Source organism: Micromonospora sp. NPDC049529, assembly GCF_055586685.1.
The window spans coordinates 53,997-71,936 of sequence record NZ_JBVJHT010000009.1; the positions used below are offsets into that span (position 1 = coordinate 53,997).

General features: G+C 72.1%; 17 protein-coding genes. 8 read left to right on the top strand and 9 right to left on the bottom strand.

Translation table 11 applies throughout. The annotated features are described in order from the left end of the window. Nucleotides 1-72: 72 nt before the first annotated feature. On the top strand, nucleotides 73-888 hold the full coding sequence (locus ACZ6QQ_RS16805) for an alpha/beta fold hydrolase (RefSeq protein WP_465877209.1): 816 nt from the start codon (nucleotides 73-75) through the stop codon (nucleotides 886-888). A gap of 79 nt (nucleotides 889-967) precedes the next feature. Here ACZ6QQ_RS16805 and ACZ6QQ_RS16810 read toward each other — a convergent pair whose 3' ends face one another. Continuing rightward, nucleotides 968-1,948 (bottom strand): helix-turn-helix transcriptional regulator, encoded by a 981-nt coding sequence (locus tag ACZ6QQ_RS16810; protein WP_465877210.1) that lies wholly within the window; start codon nucleotides 1,946-1,948, stop codon nucleotides 968-970. Between the two features lie 62 nt (nucleotides 1,949-2,010). On the opposite strand from ACZ6QQ_RS16810, the gene ACZ6QQ_RS16815 reads away from it, so the two are divergent. After that, complete coding sequence (locus ACZ6QQ_RS16815) at nucleotides 2,011-2,460, top strand: hypothetical protein (protein ID WP_465877212.1); 450 nt, start codon at nucleotides 2,011-2,013, stop codon at nucleotides 2,458-2,460. On the opposite strand, the gene ACZ6QQ_RS16820 is transcribed toward ACZ6QQ_RS16815, so the two are convergent. After that, complete coding sequence (locus tag ACZ6QQ_RS16820) at nucleotides 2,447-3,436, bottom strand: alpha/beta fold hydrolase (protein WP_465877213.1); 990 nt, start codon at nucleotides 3,434-3,436, stop codon at nucleotides 2,447-2,449. The genes ACZ6QQ_RS16815 and ACZ6QQ_RS16820 overlap by 14 nt on opposite strands. A gap of 189 nt (nucleotides 3,437-3,625) precedes the next feature. Here ACZ6QQ_RS16820 and ACZ6QQ_RS16825 point away from each other — a divergent pair, with 189 nt between their 5' ends. Both ACZ6QQ_RS16825 and ACZ6QQ_RS16830 read left to right on the top strand, forming a co-directional pair. Beyond that, the gene (locus tag ACZ6QQ_RS16825) at nucleotides 3,626-4,561 is read left to right on the top strand and encodes a DUF4397 domain-containing protein (RefSeq protein ID WP_465877214.1); all 936 of its coding nucleotides are present in this window, start codon (nucleotides 3,626-3,628) and stop codon (nucleotides 4,559-4,561) included. Continuing rightward, nucleotides 4,558-5,280 (top strand): class F sortase, encoded by a 723-nt coding sequence (locus ACZ6QQ_RS16830; protein ID WP_465877216.1) that lies wholly within the window; start codon nucleotides 4,558-4,560, stop codon nucleotides 5,278-5,280. Before ACZ6QQ_RS16825 ends, ACZ6QQ_RS16830 begins: the two co-directional genes overlap by 4 nt. Nucleotides 5,281-5,465: 185 nt before the next feature. On the opposite strand, the gene ACZ6QQ_RS16835 is transcribed toward ACZ6QQ_RS16830, so the two are convergent. The 5 genes from ACZ6QQ_RS16835 to ACZ6QQ_RS16855 form a co-directional block, all read right to left on the bottom strand. Beyond that, complete coding sequence (locus ACZ6QQ_RS16835) at nucleotides 5,466-5,816, bottom strand: DUF2203 family protein (RefSeq protein ID WP_465877218.1); 351 nt, start codon at nucleotides 5,814-5,816, stop codon at nucleotides 5,466-5,468. 241 nt (nucleotides 5,817-6,057) lie between these two features. Beyond that, nucleotides 6,058-6,297 (bottom strand): hypothetical protein, encoded by a 240-nt coding sequence (locus ACZ6QQ_RS16840; RefSeq protein WP_465877219.1) that lies wholly within the window; start codon nucleotides 6,295-6,297, stop codon nucleotides 6,058-6,060. Between the two features lie 70 nt (nucleotides 6,298-6,367). Then, entirely contained in the window at nucleotides 6,368-7,186 is an 819-nt protein-coding gene (gene proC, locus ACZ6QQ_RS16845) for a pyrroline-5-carboxylate reductase (RefSeq protein ID WP_465877221.1), read from the bottom strand. 124 nt (nucleotides 7,187-7,310) lie between these two features. After that, nucleotides 7,311-8,339: a 6-phosphofructokinase gene (locus ACZ6QQ_RS16850; RefSeq protein ID WP_465877222.1), complete on the bottom strand. Its 1,029-nt coding sequence runs from the start codon at nucleotides 8,337-8,339 to the stop codon at nucleotides 7,311-7,313. Between the two features lie 191 nt (nucleotides 8,340-8,530). After that, complete coding sequence (locus ACZ6QQ_RS16855; RefSeq protein WP_465877224.1) at nucleotides 8,531-9,025, bottom strand: polyadenylate-specific 3'-exoribonuclease AS; 495 nt, start codon at nucleotides 9,023-9,025, stop codon at nucleotides 8,531-8,533. A gap of 362 nt (nucleotides 9,026-9,387) precedes the next feature. On the opposite strand from ACZ6QQ_RS16855, the gene ACZ6QQ_RS16860 reads away from it, so the two are divergent. Beyond that, nucleotides 9,388-10,080 carry a Crp/Fnr family transcriptional regulator gene (locus ACZ6QQ_RS16860; protein ID WP_121155877.1) on the top strand — a complete coding sequence of 231 codons (693 nt, stop codon included), beginning with the start codon at nucleotides 9,388-9,390 and terminating at the stop codon, nucleotides 10,078-10,080. Between the two features lie 102 nt (nucleotides 10,081-10,182). On the opposite strand, the gene ACZ6QQ_RS16865 is transcribed toward ACZ6QQ_RS16860, so the two are convergent. Beyond that, the gene (locus tag ACZ6QQ_RS16865) at nucleotides 10,183-10,374 is read right to left on the bottom strand and encodes a hypothetical protein (protein ID WP_465877225.1); all 192 of its coding nucleotides are present in this window, start codon (nucleotides 10,372-10,374) and stop codon (nucleotides 10,183-10,185) included. A gap of 310 nt (nucleotides 10,375-10,684) precedes the next feature. On the opposite strand from ACZ6QQ_RS16865, the gene ACZ6QQ_RS16870 reads away from it, so the two are divergent. Beyond that, nucleotides 10,685-14,389, top strand: a complete 3,705-nt coding sequence (locus tag ACZ6QQ_RS16870) for an ATP-binding protein (protein WP_465877552.1) — start codon at nucleotides 10,685-10,687, stop codon at nucleotides 14,387-14,389. Nucleotides 14,390-14,449: 60 nt separating this feature from the next. Here ACZ6QQ_RS16870 and ACZ6QQ_RS16875 read toward each other — a convergent pair whose 3' ends face one another. Beyond that, the gene (locus ACZ6QQ_RS16875) at nucleotides 14,450-15,184 is read right to left on the bottom strand and encodes a lysophospholipid acyltransferase family protein (RefSeq protein WP_465877226.1); all 735 of its coding nucleotides are present in this window, start codon (nucleotides 15,182-15,184) and stop codon (nucleotides 14,450-14,452) included. Nucleotides 15,185-15,394: 210 nt separating this feature from the next. Between ACZ6QQ_RS16875 and ACZ6QQ_RS16880 the strand changes: the two genes are divergently transcribed. Together ACZ6QQ_RS16880 and ACZ6QQ_RS16885 are read left to right on the top strand one after the other, a co-directional pair. Next, nucleotides 15,395-16,231: a DUF308 domain-containing protein gene (locus ACZ6QQ_RS16880; protein WP_465877227.1), complete on the top strand. Its 837-nt coding sequence runs from the start codon at nucleotides 15,395-15,397 to the stop codon at nucleotides 16,229-16,231. Nucleotides 16,232-16,402: 171 nt separating this feature from the next. Next, nucleotides 16,403-17,821, top strand: coding sequence for an alpha,alpha-trehalose-phosphate synthase (UDP-forming) (locus ACZ6QQ_RS16885; protein ID WP_465877228.1), 1,419 nt, complete (start codon nucleotides 16,403-16,405; stop codon nucleotides 17,819-17,821). The last annotated feature ends 119 nt before the right edge of the window (nucleotides 17,822-17,940 follow it).

The window sequence follows — 17,940 nt, forward strand, 5'->3', positions numbered from 1 at the left end:
GCGAAGAGTCTCGGCGTTTCGCTGGTCGGAGAATCGGACCGGGCGGGCCGACGGACGTGCTTTGCTCAAGCCATGAGCCTGGTGACGGAAACCCACGGGTCGGGTCTGCCGATGCTGTGCCTGCCCGGTTTCAGCCTGGCCGGGTCGGCGATGGTCGCCGCGCTGGAGCCGGCCGTGGCCGCGACCACCGGGCTGCGCCGGATCTACCCCGACCTGCCGGGGACGGGCCACTCCCCGGCGGGCCCGGCGAACTCCGACGGCGTGCTCGACGCCGTCGTCGACCTCGTCGACCGGGAGATCGGCTCCGCCCGGTTCCTGGTCGTCGGCTGGTCCTACGGCGGTTACCTCGCCGCCGGGCTGGCCCGGCGGCGGCCGGAGCAGGTGGCCGGCCTCTTCCTGATCTGCCACGGCACCCGGATCCTGCCGGTCGACCGGGACGTGCCGGTGGCGCCGGTGGTCAGCGAGGAGGCCGACTGGCTGGTCGACGTGCCACCGGACCTGCGGGCCCACCTGTCGGTGGCGTTGGGCAACCGGAACCGGGAGACCGCCGAACGGGTGGCGACCGTGCTCGTCGCGTCGGGTCCGGGTGACGAGGAGTACCTGGGCGGGTTGCGTGACACCGGCTACCAGCTCTCCGACGAGGGTTCCACGCGGGCCTTCCTCGGACCGACCGGCCTGGTCGCCGGCCGCCAGGACTACATCGCCGGGTACGCCGACCAGTTCCGCTCCCTGGCCAGCTACCCGGCGGCGAGTTACGCCCTGCTCGCCGACGCCGGGCACTACCTGCCGTTCGAGCAACCGGAGGCGTTCCGCGGGCTGGCCCTGGACTGGCTGGCCCGATGCACCGCATCCGTCGGCGGCCCCGCCCTGGACTACCCGGGCGGGTAGGACGCGGTGTACCACCCCGGATGGGTGGGAGGCGCGGGTAGGACGTGGTGTACCACCCGGGCGGGTGACGGGCGCTGTGCTACCCCGCCGGGTAGTAGGCCGCCATCGCCCGCGCGGTCTCGCCGATCCGGGCGACCAGTGCCGGCGGGGCCAGTACCCGGACGTGGGCACCGAGCCGGAGCAGGTCGGTCGCGGCGTGGTCGATCGACTCGATCGGCAGCACCACCCGGCACCAGCCGTCGACGTCGGCGGGCCCGGTACCCTCCAGCGCCAGTCGACTGATCTTGCCGCCGAACAGGTCGGGCAGGAGCCGGACACCCTCCGGGGAGAGCCGGACCACCGCCCGGTCGTGGTGTGCGGTCCGCTCGTAGCGTTCGACGTGCGCCCGCCAGAACTCGGCGAGCTGGAAACCGTCCGGCGGGACGGCGGTCTCGGCCAGGATGGTCAGAGCGAGGATGCTCGCCACCCGGTAGGTGCGTACCTCGCCGTCGCGGCTGCCGACCAGGTACCAGACACCGGCCTTGAGGACCACACCGAGCGGGTGCAGCCGGCGGGTGACCACGCCCGGCCGGGGTGCCCACCGCCGGTAGTCGATCTCGACGACCCGTTCCCGCCAGACCGCGTCGGCGACGCCGAGCAGGTGCGGCACCGGCTCCGGCTCACGGAACCAGGCTGGCGCGTCGAGGTGGAACCGCTGCCGGATCCGCAGCGACGCCTCCCGGTACGCGGTCGGCAGCGCGGCCATCAACTTCAGCTCGGCGGCGGCCAGTTGCGCGCCCAGGCCCAGTTCGGCGGCGGACTCGGGCATCCCGGTGAGGAACAACGAGCCGGCCTCGTCGGCGGTGAGCCCGGTCAGCCGGGTCCGGTAGCCGTCGAGCAGCCGGTAACCGCCGGCCGGTCCCTGTTCGGCGTAGACCGGAACCCCGGCCGAGGCCAGCGCCTCCACGTCGCGGTAGACCGTCCGTACGGTGACGCCCAGCTCGGCGGCGAGCTGCGGGGCGTTCATCAGGCCACGGTTCTGGAGCAGGAGGACCAGGGAGAGCAGGCGGCTGGCACGCATGGCGGAAACCTAACCCGGATCACTGACAGAAGATGTCAGGTACACGGTCCAGGATCGTCGACATGAACGACTTCGACTTCCTCATCGGCTCGTGGAACATCGTCAACCGCCAACTGACCAAGCTCTTCGTCGGCAGCGACGACTGGGACGTCTACCCGTCCAGCAGCACCTGCCAGCCGATCCTCGGCGGTGTCGGCAACCTGGAGGAGATCGTCTTCCCCGGCACCGGAACCCGGGGAATGACCCTGCGGCTGTTCGACACCGAACGCGAGCAGTGGTCGCTGTACTGGGCGAACAGCCGTACCGGGGTGCTCTTCCCACCGGTGGTCGGCACCTTCGACAACGGCCGGGGCGACTTCTACGGCGACGACACCCACGCCGGTACGCCGATCAGGGCGCACTTCGTCTGGTCCGGGATCACCCCGACGTCGGCCCGGTGGGAGCAGGAGTTCTCCGCCGATGGTGGCCGCACCTGGGAGACGAACTGGATCATGGAGTTCACCCGCGCCTGACCACCGGTGCCGCCGGGCGGGGCAGCCGGGTCAGGAAGTCGCGCAGGATCCGGTGCCATTCGTCCGGAGAGTCCAGGTGCGGATCGTGGCCGGCGCCGGGCAGTTCGACCAGTTCACTGCCGGGCAGCCGGTCCAGCATCCGCCGGGCCCGCTCCACCCCGACGGTGCCCCGCCCGGCCCGGACCACCAGGGTGGGGCACCGGATCGCCGCCCAGTCGGCCCAGAACGCCGTCGTCGCCGACTCGCGCAGCGACTCGACCACCAGCTCCGGCGCGAACCGGGGCCACCAGCCGTCGGCCTCCTCGACCAGCCCGTCCGCCCTGACCCGCCCCCGACCGCCGTCTCCGCCACCACTGCCGCCGCTGCCGGCACTGCCGCCGCTGCCGCCGCTGCCGTCGCTGCCACTGTCGGCGCTGCCGCTGCCGCTGCCGCTGCCGTCGCTGCCGCTGGCGCTGCCGTCGGCGCCTCCGCCCTCGCCACCATCGACACCGGGGCCGCCGCTGAAGAAGCGCACCGCGTCGGCGTAGGACGAGAACGGGACCGGCCAGCCGGCCAGCCGGTCGCCGACCCGGCTCGGGGCCGCCGGGTCGGCTCCGGGCCAGGCGTCCACCACCACCAGGGCCCGGACCAGCCGTGGATAGCGGGCGGCGGTGAGCATCGCGGTGTGCCCGCCGAGGGCGTGTCCGACCAGCACCACCGGCGCGGCCCGCAGCGCCGCGACCACGGCGGCGACGTCGGCGACGTACGCCGATCGGGTCAGTTGGGTCGGCCGGCGTTCGCTGCGGCCGTGGCCGCGCTGGTCCAGCGCCAGCACCCGGTGGGTGCCGTCGAGGGCGGCCGCACTCGCGTCCCACTCTCCCGCGTGGCCGGCCGCGCCGTGCAGGAACAACACCGCCGGCTCCGGGCCGGACCGGTCGAGGCAGGCCAGCCGTACGCCGTCGCGACTCACGGTGCGCCAGTCACCCACCGCCACCATGGGCACCCCCTCGCGGGTGGGTTTCGCCCACCCCACCGCCCCGAATTCTCGGCCGACACAGCCCCGACCAGGCAATATCCTCCGGTAACGATTTGATTACTTGGAGTGCTGCACTTGCCCCGGAGTCCGATGAACGGGACTCTTTGTGCGGAACCGCCCACCCGGCGCAGGCCGTACCAAGGAGGCAGTATGCGTATCTCCCGACCGCTCGCCCATCGGCTCCGGTGGATCCTGGCGCTCGGCTCGGCCACCCTGCTCGGCCTGGGGCTGAGCACGGTCGCGGTGGCGCCGGCCGGTGCCGCCGGGGTCGGTTACGTCCGGCTCGCGCACCTGTCGCCGGACACCCCGGCGGTCGACGTGTACGTGGCCGCGGCAACCGGCTCGGCCGAGCCCCGGATCTTCCCCGCGGTCGGGTACGGGGTGGTCTCGGGTTACCTCTCACTACCGGTCGGTCGGTACGCGGTCGCGATGCGCCAGGCGGGCGCCCCGGCGAGCACCAAACCGGTGCTGACCGCCGAGGTGGCGGTGACCGCCGGGGAGGCGTACACGGTCGCCGGGGTGGGTCGCTACGCCGACCTGGGGTTGCGGGTGCTCGACGACGACCTCAGCGCGCCGGACGCCGGGCGGGCGAAGGTACGGGTCGTACAGGCGTCCGTCCGGGCGCCGGTGATCGACGTCGCCGCCGCCGACGGGCCCACCATCGCCGACGCCGTCCAGTTCGCCACCACCACCCCCTACTCGCAGGTTGAGCCGGGTTCGTGGAAGCTGCGGCTGAGCAGTACCGGTGGCACCCCGACCACGGCCGACGTACGGCTGGCCGCCGGAACGGTCTACTCGCTGCTGGTGCTCGACGCCGAACGCGGCGGGCTCACCACCGAACTGCGGGTCGACGCCCGGGGCGGCGAGGTGGTGCCGGCCGGTGGTGTGGACACCGGCGCGGGTGGCGCCCGGGACACGGTCGACGGCCGGGAAGCCGCCGGTGCGCAGGCGTCGGAGGTGGTACGCGAGCCGGCCGGTAGGGGCTACCCGCTGATGACCGCCGGCTTCGCGGCCGGCGCGGTGATCGCGGTGATCGCGGTGGCCGTGGTGCTGCTGCTCCGACGCCGCGCGCGGCGCACCTGGTGAACATCGCGCCGCTCAGCCGTGCCGCCGAGATCAGGCGACACCGTGGGCGGTGGCTCCGACCAGCGGACGAACGTCCCCGGTGGATCCTGCCGACCCCGCTCGGTACCGGTGTCCTGGTGCTGGCCATTGTCACCGGCGCCGGGCTGGGCCGGGCCGACACCGGGCCGGAGCACGCGGTCGGGGTGTGGCGGGCGGGCTGCGTCACCGACTGCCTGCCGACCGGCATCCAACCGCTGCCGACCGGCGCCCAACCGCCGCCACCGCAACCGGCCGCACCCACCGGGCCACCGAACCGGGTACGGATCCCGCGCATCCACGTGGACTCGTCCCTGATGGTGCTCGGGCTGGACCGGTCCGGCCAGCTCGCCGCACCGACCGACTACAACCGAGCCGGCTGGTTCGGCGCCGGTACGGCACCGGGCGACACCGGTCCGGCGGTGATCGCCGGCCACGTCGACTCGACCACCGGCCCCGCCGTCTTCTACCGGCTGTCCGAGCTGCGCCCCGGCGACCGGGTCGAGGTGCGGCGCGGGAGCCGGTGGATCCCGTTCCTGGTGGTGGCCACCAGCCGGCACGACAAGGACGACTTCCCCACCGCCGAGGTGTACGGTCCGACCCCCGGCCCGGAGTTGCGCCTGGTCACCTGCGCCGGCCCGTTCGACGACCACACCCGGCACTACCGCGACAACCTGGTCGTGTACGCGATCGCCGCCCCGTAGGGCAGCTCGCCGATCCGTGGGACACCTCGCCACCACAGCGGGCCACGCCGCCGGCCCCAGCCCCGGTCGACTCGGGCTCACCGAGAACTTCCGGATCAGCGCGGATCGTGGCGCCGCGGGCCAAGCTCGCCACCGGTCGACTCGCCCCGAGGGTACGACGGTCAGAGCCGGCGCCGGAAAACCGCTCAGAGCCGGCGGCGCCCCGGGAAGCCGCAGTCGGCCCGGTGGTACCAGCGGATGTCGTCGTCCCCTTCGAGCCAGCACCAGAGCACCGCCCGGCCCTCCCGCTCACCGGCGAAGTCGAGCAGCACCGGGGCGAAGCCCTTGACCTGGATCTCGTGGTCGTTGAGCTCCTCCAGGATGCCGTGCAGCCGCGCCTCCAGCGCCTTGAGCTCCGGCATGCCGCCGAGCGGACTCAGCCCACCGCCGGTCAGATCGGCCCGCAGCTCGGCCAGGTCGGCGCGCAGGGTGATCAGCTCGTCGATCCGGGGGCGCAGGGTGGCGATCAGGTAACTGGCCTGGGCGAGGGTGAACACACCGGACAGTATGGGCCACCACCCCCCGCCCCGGCTCACCCCCGAACCCACCCCACCCCGTGTCTCCCCCATCCCCCCATCCCCACCCCACCCCCCGCACCCCCGACACCGCCGTTGATCATGAAGTTAGCGCAGGCATTCCAGACTTACGCCCGCGCTAACTTCATGATCAACGGCGCTTGCGTTCGGGCGGGGAGGCGTTCGGGGCGGTTCGGGTGGGAGGGGGTGTCGGTTCGGCGGGTTACGCCGGGCGGCGTTTTCTCAGGTCGGCGAGCCAGAGCCGGAGCTGCTCGTCGTCGTGCAGGTAACCGCCGCCCTCACCGGCGGGAAGATCAATTCCATGGAGGAGGTTCAGCGCCCACCAGGACAGATCATCCAGGTCGAGCCCGTCCTGCGTCACCCACCGGGCGGCCCAGCGGTCGACCTCGTCCCGGCTCAGCCGACCCTCGACGAGCGCCACGAGACGATCTTCGACAACCATCGAGTGTTACCTGGGGAACGGCATCCATGCGCTGACCGTACGGAGAGGGCGGACGTTGCTTGCGGCGAGGCTAGTCGCTCTGCGCGGCGATCTCCCGGGCCCGGTCGCGGGCCGCTTCGAGGGCGGCGAGCAGCGCGGCGCGTACGCCGTGCTTCTCCAACTCCCGGATCGCCGAGATCGTGGTGCCGGCCGGGGAGGTGACCGCCTCCCGCAGTTTCACCGGATGTTCACCGGAGTCGCGCAGCATCGTCGCCGAGCCGATCGCGGTCTGCACGATCAGGTCGTGGGCGACCTGGCGGGGCAGCCCGAGCAGGATGCCGGCGTCGACCATCGCCTCGACCAGCAGGTAGAAATAGGCCGGGCCGGAGCCGGAGAGCGCGGTGACCGCGTCCTGCTGCGACTCGGGCACCCGGATCGTCGCGCCCAGCGGGGTGAACATCTCCTCGGCCAGGGCCAGGTGCGCCCCGGTCGCGTACGGCCCGGCGGAGATCGCCGTCATCGCCTGGTCGACCAGAGCCGGGGTGTTCGTCATGACCCGGACCACGGGTGTGCCCTCCGGCAGCCGCCGGCCGAAGAAGCCGGTCGGCAGTCCGGCACAGAGTGAGATCACCAGTTTGTCGGCCGGCACCTTGGGGCCGATCTCGTCCAGCAGTGCACCCGCGTCCTGCGGCTTCACCGAGATGGCGAGTACGTCCGCCTCGGCGACCGCAGACAGGTTGTCCACCACCCGGATGCCGTAGCGGGTGGCCAGTTCCTCGGCCCGGGCCTGCCGCCGCGTGGTGGCCAGCAGTCGGCTCGCCGGCCAGCCGGCCCGGAGCAAGCCGGAGAGCATCAGCTCACCGATCTTCCCGGTGCCGATCACCGCCACCGTGTGCACGCCCGGTGCCATCTGGTTTCCCCCATCCTCGCCCCGCGCCTGCGGCTCCAACCCGTCCTCGCACCGAACCGGGGCGGACTCCGCTGGCGCGAACCAGCTGACGGAGCCCACCCCGGCCCGGGTGGTACGCGGCCGATCAGCTACCGAAGAAGACCTCGGCCTCGTCGTAACGCTCGATCGGTACGGTCTTCAACTCGCGGGTCGCGTCCGCCAGCGGCACCCGGACGATGTCCGTGCCCTGCATGGCGACCATCTTGCCCCAGTCGCCGTCGTTCACGGCGTCGATCGCGTGCAGGCCGAGCCGGGTGGCGAGCACCCGGTCGAACGCGGTCGGCGTGCCGCCGCGCTGGATGTGCCCGAGCACGACCGTACGGGCCTCCTTGCCGGTCTTCGCCTCGATCTCGCCGGCCAGCCACTGGCCGATGCCGCCGAGCCGGACGTGCCCGAAGGAGTCGAGCTCCTGGTTGTGCAGGACCATCTGCCCGTCCAGCGGCTGGGCGCCCTCGGCGACCACCACGATCGGGGCGTACTGCTTCTGGAACCGCTTCTCGACGTAGGTGGCCACCTGCTCCACGTCGAACTGCCGCTCCGGCAGCAGGATCACGTTGGCGCCACCGGCCAGGCCGGCGTGCAGGGCGATCCAGCCGGCGTGCCGGCCCATGACCTCGACCACCAGGGTGCGGTGGTGGCTCTCGGCGGTGGTGTGCAGCCGGTCGATCGCCTCCATCGCGATATTGACCGCGGTGTCGAAGCCGAACGTGTAGTCGGTCGCGCCGAGGTCGTTGTCGATCGTCTTCGGTACGCCCACCACGTGGACGCCGAGTTCGGTCAGCTTGGTCGCGACGCCGAGGGTGTCCTCGCCGCCGATCGCGACCAGCGCGTCCACGCCCTGCGCGGCGAGGTTGTCCTTGATCCGTTCGACCCCGTTCTCGATCTTGAACGGGTTGGTCCGGGACGAGCCGAGGATGGTCCCGCCACGGGGCAGGATCCCCCGTACCTCGTCGATACCGAGCGGCTTGGTCAGCCCCTCCAGCGGACCGCGCCAGCCGTCGCGGAAGCCCACGAACTCGTGACCGTAGGTAGCGACACCCTTACGCACGACCGCTCGGATCACCGCGTTCAGACCCGGGCAGTCACCGCCGCCGGTGAGCACGCCGATACGCATGATCTGCTCATCCTCCAGGAGCTTCAGGTAAGCCCAATTCAGCCCCAGGAGCGAAGTCACGTCAGACCATCGGCGTCGTTGCCGGCCCGGGGCGGGCCGTCAATGCGCACTGTAGTCGTCGCGCCGGAGCCAGGCCAGCAGGCCTCACGGGGTCGGCGGCCCGAGATCGGCTCGGCCGGCACCGGCCGGGTTCAGCCCCCCATGGCCCGCCACCGGGCCAGGTTGTGCCGGGCGTCGACCAGCGCGTCGTGCCGCTCCGCCGCCGCGTCCGGCAGCGGCGGGCGCCCCTGGTCGTCCCAGAGCTGCCGCAGGTCCTTGGTGAACCGGGGAATCTCCCGCGGCAGCGCCGGCATCGCCCCCCAGAGCTGCGCGAGCGCCACGTGGTCGTACGCCGCGTACCAGGCCCACAGCTCCAGCTTCTCGTCCGGCCGGCCGCGTACCGGTTCGGTCAGGAACTCGTAGAGCTCGTCGCGGATCCGCTCCCGTGAGCGCCAGACCCGGTCACCGGGCGACGGCAGCTTGTCCAGCACGTTGCGGCGGACCCAGGGCACGGCTCGGGAGTCGTCGAACTGCGTGGAGACGGCGTAGAACTCCCGGCCGTACTCGTCGACGACGCCGATCGACACGAGGTCGACTATCCGGCCGTCCTCGATGAATTCGCAGTCGTAGAAATAGCGGTAAACCATCCCCACCATCCTTGCCGACCCGCTCCGGGGTGCCGGCGCCGGGGGCGGACCCCCGCCCACCCCGACGCCGGCAGCACCCCGGACACGCCGCCCGGCCACCGCCGGAGCCCCACCCCGCACCGCTCACGCGACCCCAACCCGCCACGCCCCCGTACAGCCCCCACCCAGCGGCGGATCTGGGCACAAGAATGCCGCCGGCCAGGACGCAGGACTGTCACAGAACCGATTCGAGGGGTGTACAGCACGCGACAGGACCGTCATGATCTGATGTGTACCGCTACCGGACAGGTCATCCGGTGTCAGATCATGTTGCTCTCGGGGGCGAGAGCCTCGACCGAAAGCAGACTGTGAGGGGTTGAGCCTTGGAGGTTCGCCTGCCGGAGCCGGGTGACGCGCTCACGGGTGTGCAGATGTTCGCCGGCCTGGAACCGGAGGTACGGCAGCGGGTGATCGCTGCCGCGGTCCCGCGCACCTACCGCAAGGGCCAGCTCCTGTTCGTCGAGAACGACCCCGGCGAGTCACTCATCGTGCTCCGCCGAGGCGCGGTGGTCGTCTTCCGTACGGCACCGACCGGCGAGCGCGCCGTGCTGTCGGTGATCCGGCCGCCCGACGTACTCGGCGAGGTGTCCCTCCTGGACGCCTCCACCCGGTCGCTGTCGGCCGAGGCGATCGAGGACTGCACCGCGCTCGCCCTGTCCCGGGGCGCCTTCATGGAACTGGTCCACTCCAACCCGCGCATCCTCGACGCGGTGATGCGCTCGCTGGGCGGTCTGATCCGCCGGCTCACCGAGCAGAACGCCGACCACGTCTTCCTCGACCTGCCCGGCCGGGTGGCCAAGACCCTGGTCCGGCTGGCCGGCGAGAGCCAGGCACCGATGATCACGATCGAGCTGAACCAGAGTCAGCTCGCCGAGATGGCCGGCGGCTCACGGCAGAGCGTCAACCAGGCGATCGGCTCCTTCGCCAGCCGGGGCTGGCTGCGTACCGAGGGGCGCCGGATCGTCGTCACCGACGTGGGCGCGCTGCGCCGCCGGGCGGGCATGTCCGACCGCTGATCGGTGGATACATTCCAACCGAACGGAACGTGGGGTCCCACCGGTCGCTGTCGGCGACCCGTGGAACCCCACGGTTCATGCTGTGACGCGGTGCCCGAGAAATCAGGGCTTGGTGCTGGTCGGGCCGACCCAGTCGGTGTCCTCGCCGCCACCGGCGCCGCCACCCGCTTCGCCCACGATTCCCTCGGCCTGCAGGCGGGCCAGGGTCGCAGCGTCCACATCGACCATCTCGCCCGCGGGGTGGTTGACGCCCGCGTCGTCGGTCCACCCCTGCACCAGCTGGACGTACACCATCGACGTATCTCCCTAACATCGCTCGATCACTTGGCTGCCCGACTGTAGCCGGGAGGCGCTTGCGTCAGCCGGCCGAACGAGTGTCTGCTAGCCAACAGCCCGGTTCCCGACACTGGCGCGGACCGGCGATACTCGGCGTTGGCGACCAACACGGCCAGCACCCCGCAACACGGCCAGCAAGCCGCAACCCGGCCAGCACACCGCAAGCCGGGCAACGGCTCGACCGGTTCGCCACCGTGCCTCGGCCGGCGTTCCCGTCTGGCGGCGGCAGAGCCCGACCCACCCGACCCGACTGCGGTAGGAGGACGCAATCTCCGCTCCGTGTGCCAAGTGTGGCCGGATCGCCGCCGCCGAAGACCGCTTCTGCGGCGGCTGCGGCAACGAACTCGTTCCCGCCTGCCCGCACTGCGACCGGCCGCTCGCCACCAACGCGTCGTTCTGCACCTCCTGCGGCAAACCCCGTCCGGGTGGGACCCGGCCGGCGGCGACGCCCCAGGAGGACCGGCGGCGGGTCAGTGTCCTGTTCGTCGACCTGATCGACTTCACCCCGTACGTCGAACGCGCCGACCCGGAGTTGGTGCGCGGCATGCAGACCAGCTTCTTCTCGGCCGCCCGTCGGGTCGTCGGCCAGTACGGCGGCGTGGTCGAGAAGTACATCGGGGACGCGGTGATGGCGTTGTTCGGGGCTCCGGTGGCGACCGAGACCGACGCGTTGCGGTGTGTCCGGGCCGGACTGGAGTTGCAACGGGTGCTGGCCCGGTTCGCCCCCGCCGACGCGGGCGGGCTGCGGTTCCGGGTCGGGGTGTCGACCGGTGAGGCGCTGGTGGACGTCGCCGCCGCCCGTGACGGCGGTCAGGCGATCGTCGCCGGTGACGTGGTCAACACCGCCTCCCGGATGCAGTCGGTGGCACCACCCGGCGGGGTCCTGGTCTGCGGCAACACGTACGCGCTGACCAAGAACGCGATCCGGTACGACGAGCAGCCGGCGGTGACGCTGCGCGGGCGGTCGTCACCGACCGAGGTGTGGTTGGCGTTGGCACCGGTACGCCGCCAGCACCCGGACCGGGAACTCGACTCGACCCCGCTGATCGACCGCGAGCACGAGCTGGGCCTGCTCGTCAACGCGCTGCACCGGTCGGCGCGGGAGCGGGTCCCGCAGGTGGTGACGGTGTTCGGCCGGGCCGGCATCGGCAAGAGTCGGCTGGTGCGGGAGCTGTTCCGGCACGCGGACCGGCTGATCGACGAGCGGGTCACCTGGCGTACCGGGCGCTGCCCACCGTTCGGTGAGAACGTCACCTTCGCCGCGCTGGCCGACATCGTGAAGTCCGAGGCGGGCATCCTGGACACCGACCCGGCGACGGTGGCCGCGCAACGGCTGGAGTCGGCGGTCGGCGAGCTGGTCGGCACCGACGGCGAACGGGCCCGGGTGGTGGACGCGCTGCGCCCGCTGGTCGGGTTGCCGGGGCCGGCGCTGCCGGTGGAGGAGACCGAGTCGGCCTGGCGTCGACTGTTGGTGGCGCTGGCCGCCCGGCGGCCGACCGTGCTGGTCTTCGAGGACCTGCACTGGGCCGACGAGCCGATGCTGCGCTTCGTGGAGCTGCTCGGCGCCTCCGCCCGGGACGTGCCGCTGCTGCTGCTCTGCACCGCCCGACCGGAGCTGGTCGACCGGGAACCGAGCTGGGCGGCGAGCATCACCTCCTCGTTGACGATCAATCTACCGCCGCTGCGTAACACCGGGATCGCCTCGCTGTACGCGCACATGTTCGGTCAGGCGGCGTTCTCCGCCGACATGCTCAGCCCGCTGGTCGAGGTGGCCGACGGTAACCCGCTCTACGCCTACGAGTACGTCCGGATGCTGATCGAGCAGGGGGCGTTGCGCCAGTCGGGGCGGGGCTGGTCGCTGGAGAAGCAACACGACCTGCCGATGCCGGACAGCGTGCACGCGGTCATCGCGAACCGGGTCGACCTGCTCGACGTCACCGACCGTACGGTGCTGCTGGCCGCCTCCGTGGTCGGGATGCAGTTCTGGCCCGGTGCGGTCGCCTCCGCCCTCGGCCAACCGGTCGAGTCGGTCGAGCGGGCGCTGCGCCGGCTGGAGCAGCGCGACTTCGTACACGAGCAGTCCGGGTCCATCATGGCCGGTCAACCGGAGTTCCGGTTCCGACACGTGCTGGTCCGCGACGTCTGTTACCAGCGGCTGCCGCGTACCGAGCGGGTGGCCCGGCACGAGCGGACGGCGGACTGGCTGGACGCGCTGTCGCGCAGCCGGGACACCGACCTGGCCGAGGTCCTGGCCCACCACCGCTGGGCGGCACACGAGATCGCCGGCACGCTCGGCGTCGACACCGAGCGGTACGCCCCGTCCGCGCGGGACGCGCTGCACCGGGCGGCCCGCCGGGCGTACGCGTTGCACGCCCTCGACGCCGCCGCCAACCACGCGGGCAAGGCGCTGCAGCTCGCCGGCCTCGACGACAAGCTGGACCGGTTGCAGCTCGAACTGCTCAGCACCGAGATCTCGTTCTTCCGGGACGGGCCGGCGTTCCTGTCCGGTGGCGGGACCGAGCAGCTGACCGCGCTCGCCGACCGGCTGTACGCGATCAACGACCAGGGTTCGGCCGCCCGCGCCTGGACCCTGCTCGGCAACGCGGCCTGGTTGCGCGCCGACCGGGCGACGGCACTGACCTGCCTGGACCGGGCGGTGGAGTTGTTCGACGCGCTGCCCGACACCGAGCACAAGGCCGAGGCGTACGCGGAGCTGGGCCGGCTGCACATGCTCAACATGGAGCGTGACCCGGCGCTCGCCGCCGCCGGTGCGGCCGCCGAGATCGCCGAACGGCTCGGTCTGATCGAGGCGCAGACCAACGCCCGGATCACCGTGGCGACGACCCGCTACTACGCCGGTGACCGGACCGGCCTGGACGAGTTGCACGCCGCCGTGCAGTTCTGCCGGACCCACAAGCTCCAGGCACTGCACCGGGCCATGCAGAACCTCGCCTACGCGATGCTGGAGGAGGGCGACTGGGTCCAGTCCAACGCCCTGCTCACCGCCGCGGCGGCGGAGAACGAGGACGGGCAGCCGCTGGCCACCGGCTACTCCGGCGAGGCGATGCGGGCGTACTTCAACGGGGAGTTCGGCAAGCTGCTCGCTGCCGCCGACGCCTTCGTCGACACCGAGCAGGGCCGGTGGGACATGCAGGTCCGGGGGCTGCGCGCCTGCCTGCGGGTGCTGCGCGGCGAGCCGGTGCCGAGCGGTCGGGACAGTCTGGCCAGCCGGGCCGTGCAGGCCGGCGCGCAACCGGGCACGGGTGCCACCCCGGGCCCGGCGGCCCAACCGGACGGGTCGTCGGCGGTGTCGCCGCAGCCGAGCGGGCCGCAGGCCGTACCCGCCCAGTCGGGTCCGGTGCCGGCCGGGGCGCAGCCGGTGCCGCTGGCCGACGACATCGCCGAGGCACTGGAGACGGCGCGGCGCAGCGGCTTCCACCGGCTGCACTGGACCGTGCTCGGCCCGGCCGCGCTCTGCCGCGCCCTGCAGGGGCGCACCTCCGACGTGGTGGAGCTGATCGACGAGCTGGCCGAATCCTGGTCCAAGGTGCCGGCGCTGGCCAGCGGCGAGTGGATCACGGCGGCCGCGTACGCCGCCGCGCTGACCGGACGGGACCAGGCGGTACGAGTACGCGGGATGCTGGACCGGGTCACGCACCGTACGCCGTGGGCGGAGGCCGCACTGCGTACGGTGACCGCGGCGGTGGCGGCGGCGGACGGTGACCACCCCCGCGCGGCCCAGCTGTACGCGGCCGCGGCGGAGATCTACGCGCAGATCCCGGACGTGACCGACCGGATGTTCGCGCTGGCGTTGGCCGGCGGTGAGCTGAGCCGGTCCGGCGAGCGGGCGAGCGCCCAGGTCACGCTCGCCGAGGTACGCGCGTTCGCGTTGCGCAACCAGGCACCGGGTCTGCTCCGGTTGGGCGGTAACCAGGGCGGCGCGGGCAACTGGTCACCGGTGCTCGCCTCCTGAGGCTGCCGAGGCGTCGCACCGGTGGCGCCGGGGCGGGGTGCGGCTCAGGCGAGGTGCGGCTCAGGCGGCGATCGGGTCGACCGGCTCGACGGCTTCGGTCGGCGGCTCGGCCCCGGCCGGTGTCTGCCGCTTCTTCACCTGCTGGGCGTAGACGTCGACGTACTCCCGGCCGGAGAGTTCCATCAGCTCGTACATGATCTCGTCGGTGACCGCCCGTTCGACGAACCGGTCGCCGGACAGCCCGGCGTAGCGGGAGAAGTCCAGCGGCGCTCCGAACCTGATCTTGACGCGCCGGAGTCGTGGGATCAGTCGGCCCGGCGGCTGGATCTCGTCCGCGTTGAGCATCACCACCGGTACGACCGGGGCGCCGCTGGCCAGCGCCAGCCGGGCCACCCCGGTCTTGCCCCGGTAGAGCCGACCGTCGGGGGAACGGGTGCCCTCGGGGTAGATGCCGGCGAGGTTGCCGGCACGCAGCACCCGCAGTTGGGTGTCGAGCGCGGTCCGGGCCGCCGGCCCGCCGTCGCGGTCGACCGGGATGGTTCCGACGCCGACGAAGAAGGCCCTGATCAGCCACCCTTTCAGCCCTCGGCCGGTGAAGTATTCAGCCTTTGCGACGAATGTCACTTTTCGCGTGACCATCAGCGGCATGAAGATCGAATCCGAGAAGGACAGGTGGTTGCCCGCGATGATCGCCGGACCCTCGTCGGGGACGTGCGCCCTCCCCTCGACCTGCGGCCGGAAGATCAGCCGGAGCCAGGGCCCGAGGATGACGTACTTCATCAACCAGTACAGCACGGGCGTCCCTCCCGAGCCGGTTGGGCGCCCTCGCGGGCCGACTCTGCGGGCGGATCTGTCGGGAATGAGCCTACGAAGCGAGTACGGCACGCCACAACGCACTCCCGGAACCCGCGCCTGCCGTGTCACGATTCAAGGCACGGCACGCGCGATCTGCGCGGCGGGGGTCTGGGTCGGGCGCGCGCACGCGCCGGTGAGGGAGGGTATCCAGTGTCACCGGGTGGTGCCCGCCGAGGGCGGCGGGACAACGGGCTCGACGCGACCGAATACGCCGTCGCTGGCGACGTGGACCCACGGGTGGGAGAACACCTGCTGGACGTCCTGGCCGCCGGCGGCATCGCCGCCTACCTCCAGCCCTCCGCCGACCTCAACCCGGTCACCCGGACCACCACGGTGCCGGCGCGACCGACCGACCGGCTCTACGTCGACCGGACCCACCTGGCGACCGCCCGGGACTACCTGACCCAGCTCGCCGACGAGGGCCCGGCGCCGTCGCGTCCCGATCCGGACGTGGACGCCGAGTGGGCGCGGATCGTCGCCGGCTACCACGCGGACGTGACCGACGGCGCCCGCCCGTGGCCGGCGGCCGAGGACGTGAGCGCGGACCAGCCGGCCGACCCGACCGGTCCGACCACCGCCACGGCCACCCGTACCGGCCAGGAGAGCGCCGGCGCGGCCACCGAGGTACGGCCGCTACAGTCCGCCACCGACATCTCCGGCATCTCCGTCGACCCCCGGTCCGACCCCTCCTCCCTGCTCGACGGCCTCGACACGTTCGGCGCGGACCTGCCCGACGACGCCGAGGACCGCTACATCCCGCCGCCCCCGCCGCCACTGCCGCACGTGTCGAAGTACGCCGTGGCCGGCGTGATCGCGGTCGTCGTGGGCTTCATCCTCTTCGTCTTCCCCAGCCTGCTGCCGATCGACCGGGGCCTGGTCACGCTGATCGGCTTCGCCGGGATCCTGAGCGGGTTCGTCACCCTGATCTGGCGGCTGCGTTCGGGGGACGACGAGGAGGACGACCCCGACGACGGTGCGGTGGTCTGAGCCCGTAACAGGCAAATAGTGAGATTGATCGCACACAGCGGGTGTGCGTAACACTCGTGTAACTTGATGTCAGTAGGAATACCCCTGTACGTCACCTCTCTTCACTCCCCTCACGACTGCCCGATCGCGCATCATTCGCGGTGGTCGCCTCGCCCGGAACGAGGTGCCCGAATGCGACAGAGTCCGCTTGTGGTGGTGGCCAACCGGCTGCCGGTCGACGACGGTGTGGCGCTCGACGGCGCCTGTGAGTGGCGTCGTAGCCCCGGTGGTCTGGTCGGTGCCCTCCACCCCATCCTGAAGAAGACCCCGGCGGTCTGGGTCGGCTGGGCCGGTGGCAGTGGCCCCGCCCCCGCCGTACCCGACATCGACGGCGTACGGATGCACGCGGTGCCGCTCAGCGAAGAGGACATGCGGGACCACTACGAGGGTTTCGCCAACGCCACCCTCTGGCCGCTCTACCACGACGCGGTCGAGCAGCCCGTCTACCACCGCCGCTGGTGGGAGGCGTACCAGCGGGTCAACCAGCGGTTCGCCGAGGCCGCCGCGGAGGCCGCCGAGCCGGGCGCCGTGGTCTGGGTGCAGGACTACCACCTGCAACTCGTACCGGGGCTGCTCCGGGCACTGCGCCCGGACCTGCGGATCGGCTTCTTCCTGCACGTGCCGTTCCCGCCGCCCGAGCTGTTCATGCAACTGCCCCGCCGGGCCGAACTACTGCTCGGCATGCTCGGCGCCGACCTGGTCGGCTTCCAACGGGCCCAGGCGGCGCACAACTTCGCCCAGCTCGCCGCCAAGGTGCTCAAACTGCCCGCCACCGACCGCCGGATCGCGGTCGACGACCGAGTGGTCCGGATCGGCGCCTTCCCGGTCTCCATCGACATGGCCGAGATGGAAGCGCTCTCCCGGCGCCCGGACGTGGTGCAGCGGGCCCGCCGGCTCCGTGGCGACCTGGGCGACCCGCAGCACGTCATCCTCAGCATCGACCGGATGGACTACACCAAGGGCATCGAGCAGCGACTCAAGGCGTACAGCGAGCTGATCGCCAACGGTCACATCAAGGTGCGCGACACGGTCATGGTCCAGGTGGCGGTGCCGAGCCGGGAACGGGTCGAGCAGTACCAGGTCCTGCGCGAGCGGGTCGAGCGCGAGGTCGGCCGGATCAACGGGGAGTTCGGGCGGGTCGGCGAACCGGCGATCCACTACCTGACCCAGCCGTTCGACCGGACCGAGCTGGCGGCGCTCTACCGGATCGCGGACATCATGGCGGTGACGCCGCTGCGGGACGGGATGAACCTGGTCGCGAAGGAGTACGTCGCGGCCCGGGTGGACAACGCGGGTGCGCTGCTGCTGAGCGAGTTCGCCGGGGCGGCGGCGGAGTTCACCCAGGCGTACCTGGTGAATCCGCACGATCTGGAAGGGTTGAAACTGACCCTGATGCACGCGTTGCAGGCGACGCCGACGGATGTGAGCGACCGGATGCGGTCGATGCGTGATCATCTGCGGACGTATGACATTCGGGCTTGGGCTCGGGCTTATCTGACATCGTTGGATCAGACCGGGGCGTTGGCTGATCGGTTGGCTCCGGCTTCTTAGGTTGTTGCGGTGGTGGGGGGGGGGGGGGGGGGGGGGGGGGGGGGGGGGGGGGGGGGGGGGGGGGGGGGGGGGGGGGGGGGGGGGGGGAGGCGGAGGTGGAGGGGGGGGGGGGGTGTAGG

Coding starts and splice junctions, on each gene's coding strand:
- ACZ6QQ_RS16805 (WP_465877209.1), top strand. CDS start 73: ATGAGCCTGGTGACGGAAACCCACGGGTCGGGTCTGCCGATGCTGTGC.
- ACZ6QQ_RS16810 (WP_465877210.1), bottom strand. CDS start 1,948: ATGCGTGCCAGCCGCCTGCTCTCCCTGGTCCTCCTGCTCCAGAACCGT.
- ACZ6QQ_RS16815 (WP_465877212.1), top strand. CDS start 2,011: ATGAACGACTTCGACTTCCTCATCGGCTCGTGGAACATCGTCAACCGC.
- ACZ6QQ_RS16820 (WP_465877213.1), bottom strand. CDS start 3,436: ATGGTGGCGGTGGGTGACTGGCGCACCGTGAGTCGCGACGGCGTACGG.
- ACZ6QQ_RS16825 (WP_465877214.1), top strand. CDS start 3,626: ATGCGTATCTCCCGACCGCTCGCCCATCGGCTCCGGTGGATCCTGGCG.
- ACZ6QQ_RS16840 (WP_465877219.1), bottom strand. CDS start 6,297: ATGGTTGTCGAAGATCGTCTCGTGGCGCTCGTCGAGGGTCGGCTGAGC.
- proC (WP_465877221.1), bottom strand. CDS start 7,186: ATGGCACCGGGCGTGCACACGGTGGCGGTGATCGGCACCGGGAAGATC.
- ACZ6QQ_RS16850 (WP_465877222.1), bottom strand. CDS start 8,339: ATGCGTATCGGCGTGCTCACCGGCGGCGGTGACTGCCCGGGTCTGAAC.
- ACZ6QQ_RS16855 (WP_465877224.1), bottom strand. CDS start 9,025: ATGGTTTACCGCTATTTCTACGACTGCGAATTCATCGAGGACGGCCGG.
- ACZ6QQ_RS16865 (WP_465877225.1), bottom strand. CDS start 10,374: ATGGTGTACGTCCAGCTGGTGCAGGGGTGGACCGACGACGCGGGCGTC.
- ACZ6QQ_RS16885 (WP_465877228.1), top strand. CDS start 16,403: ATGCGACAGAGTCCGCTTGTGGTGGTGGCCAACCGGCTGCCGGTCGAC.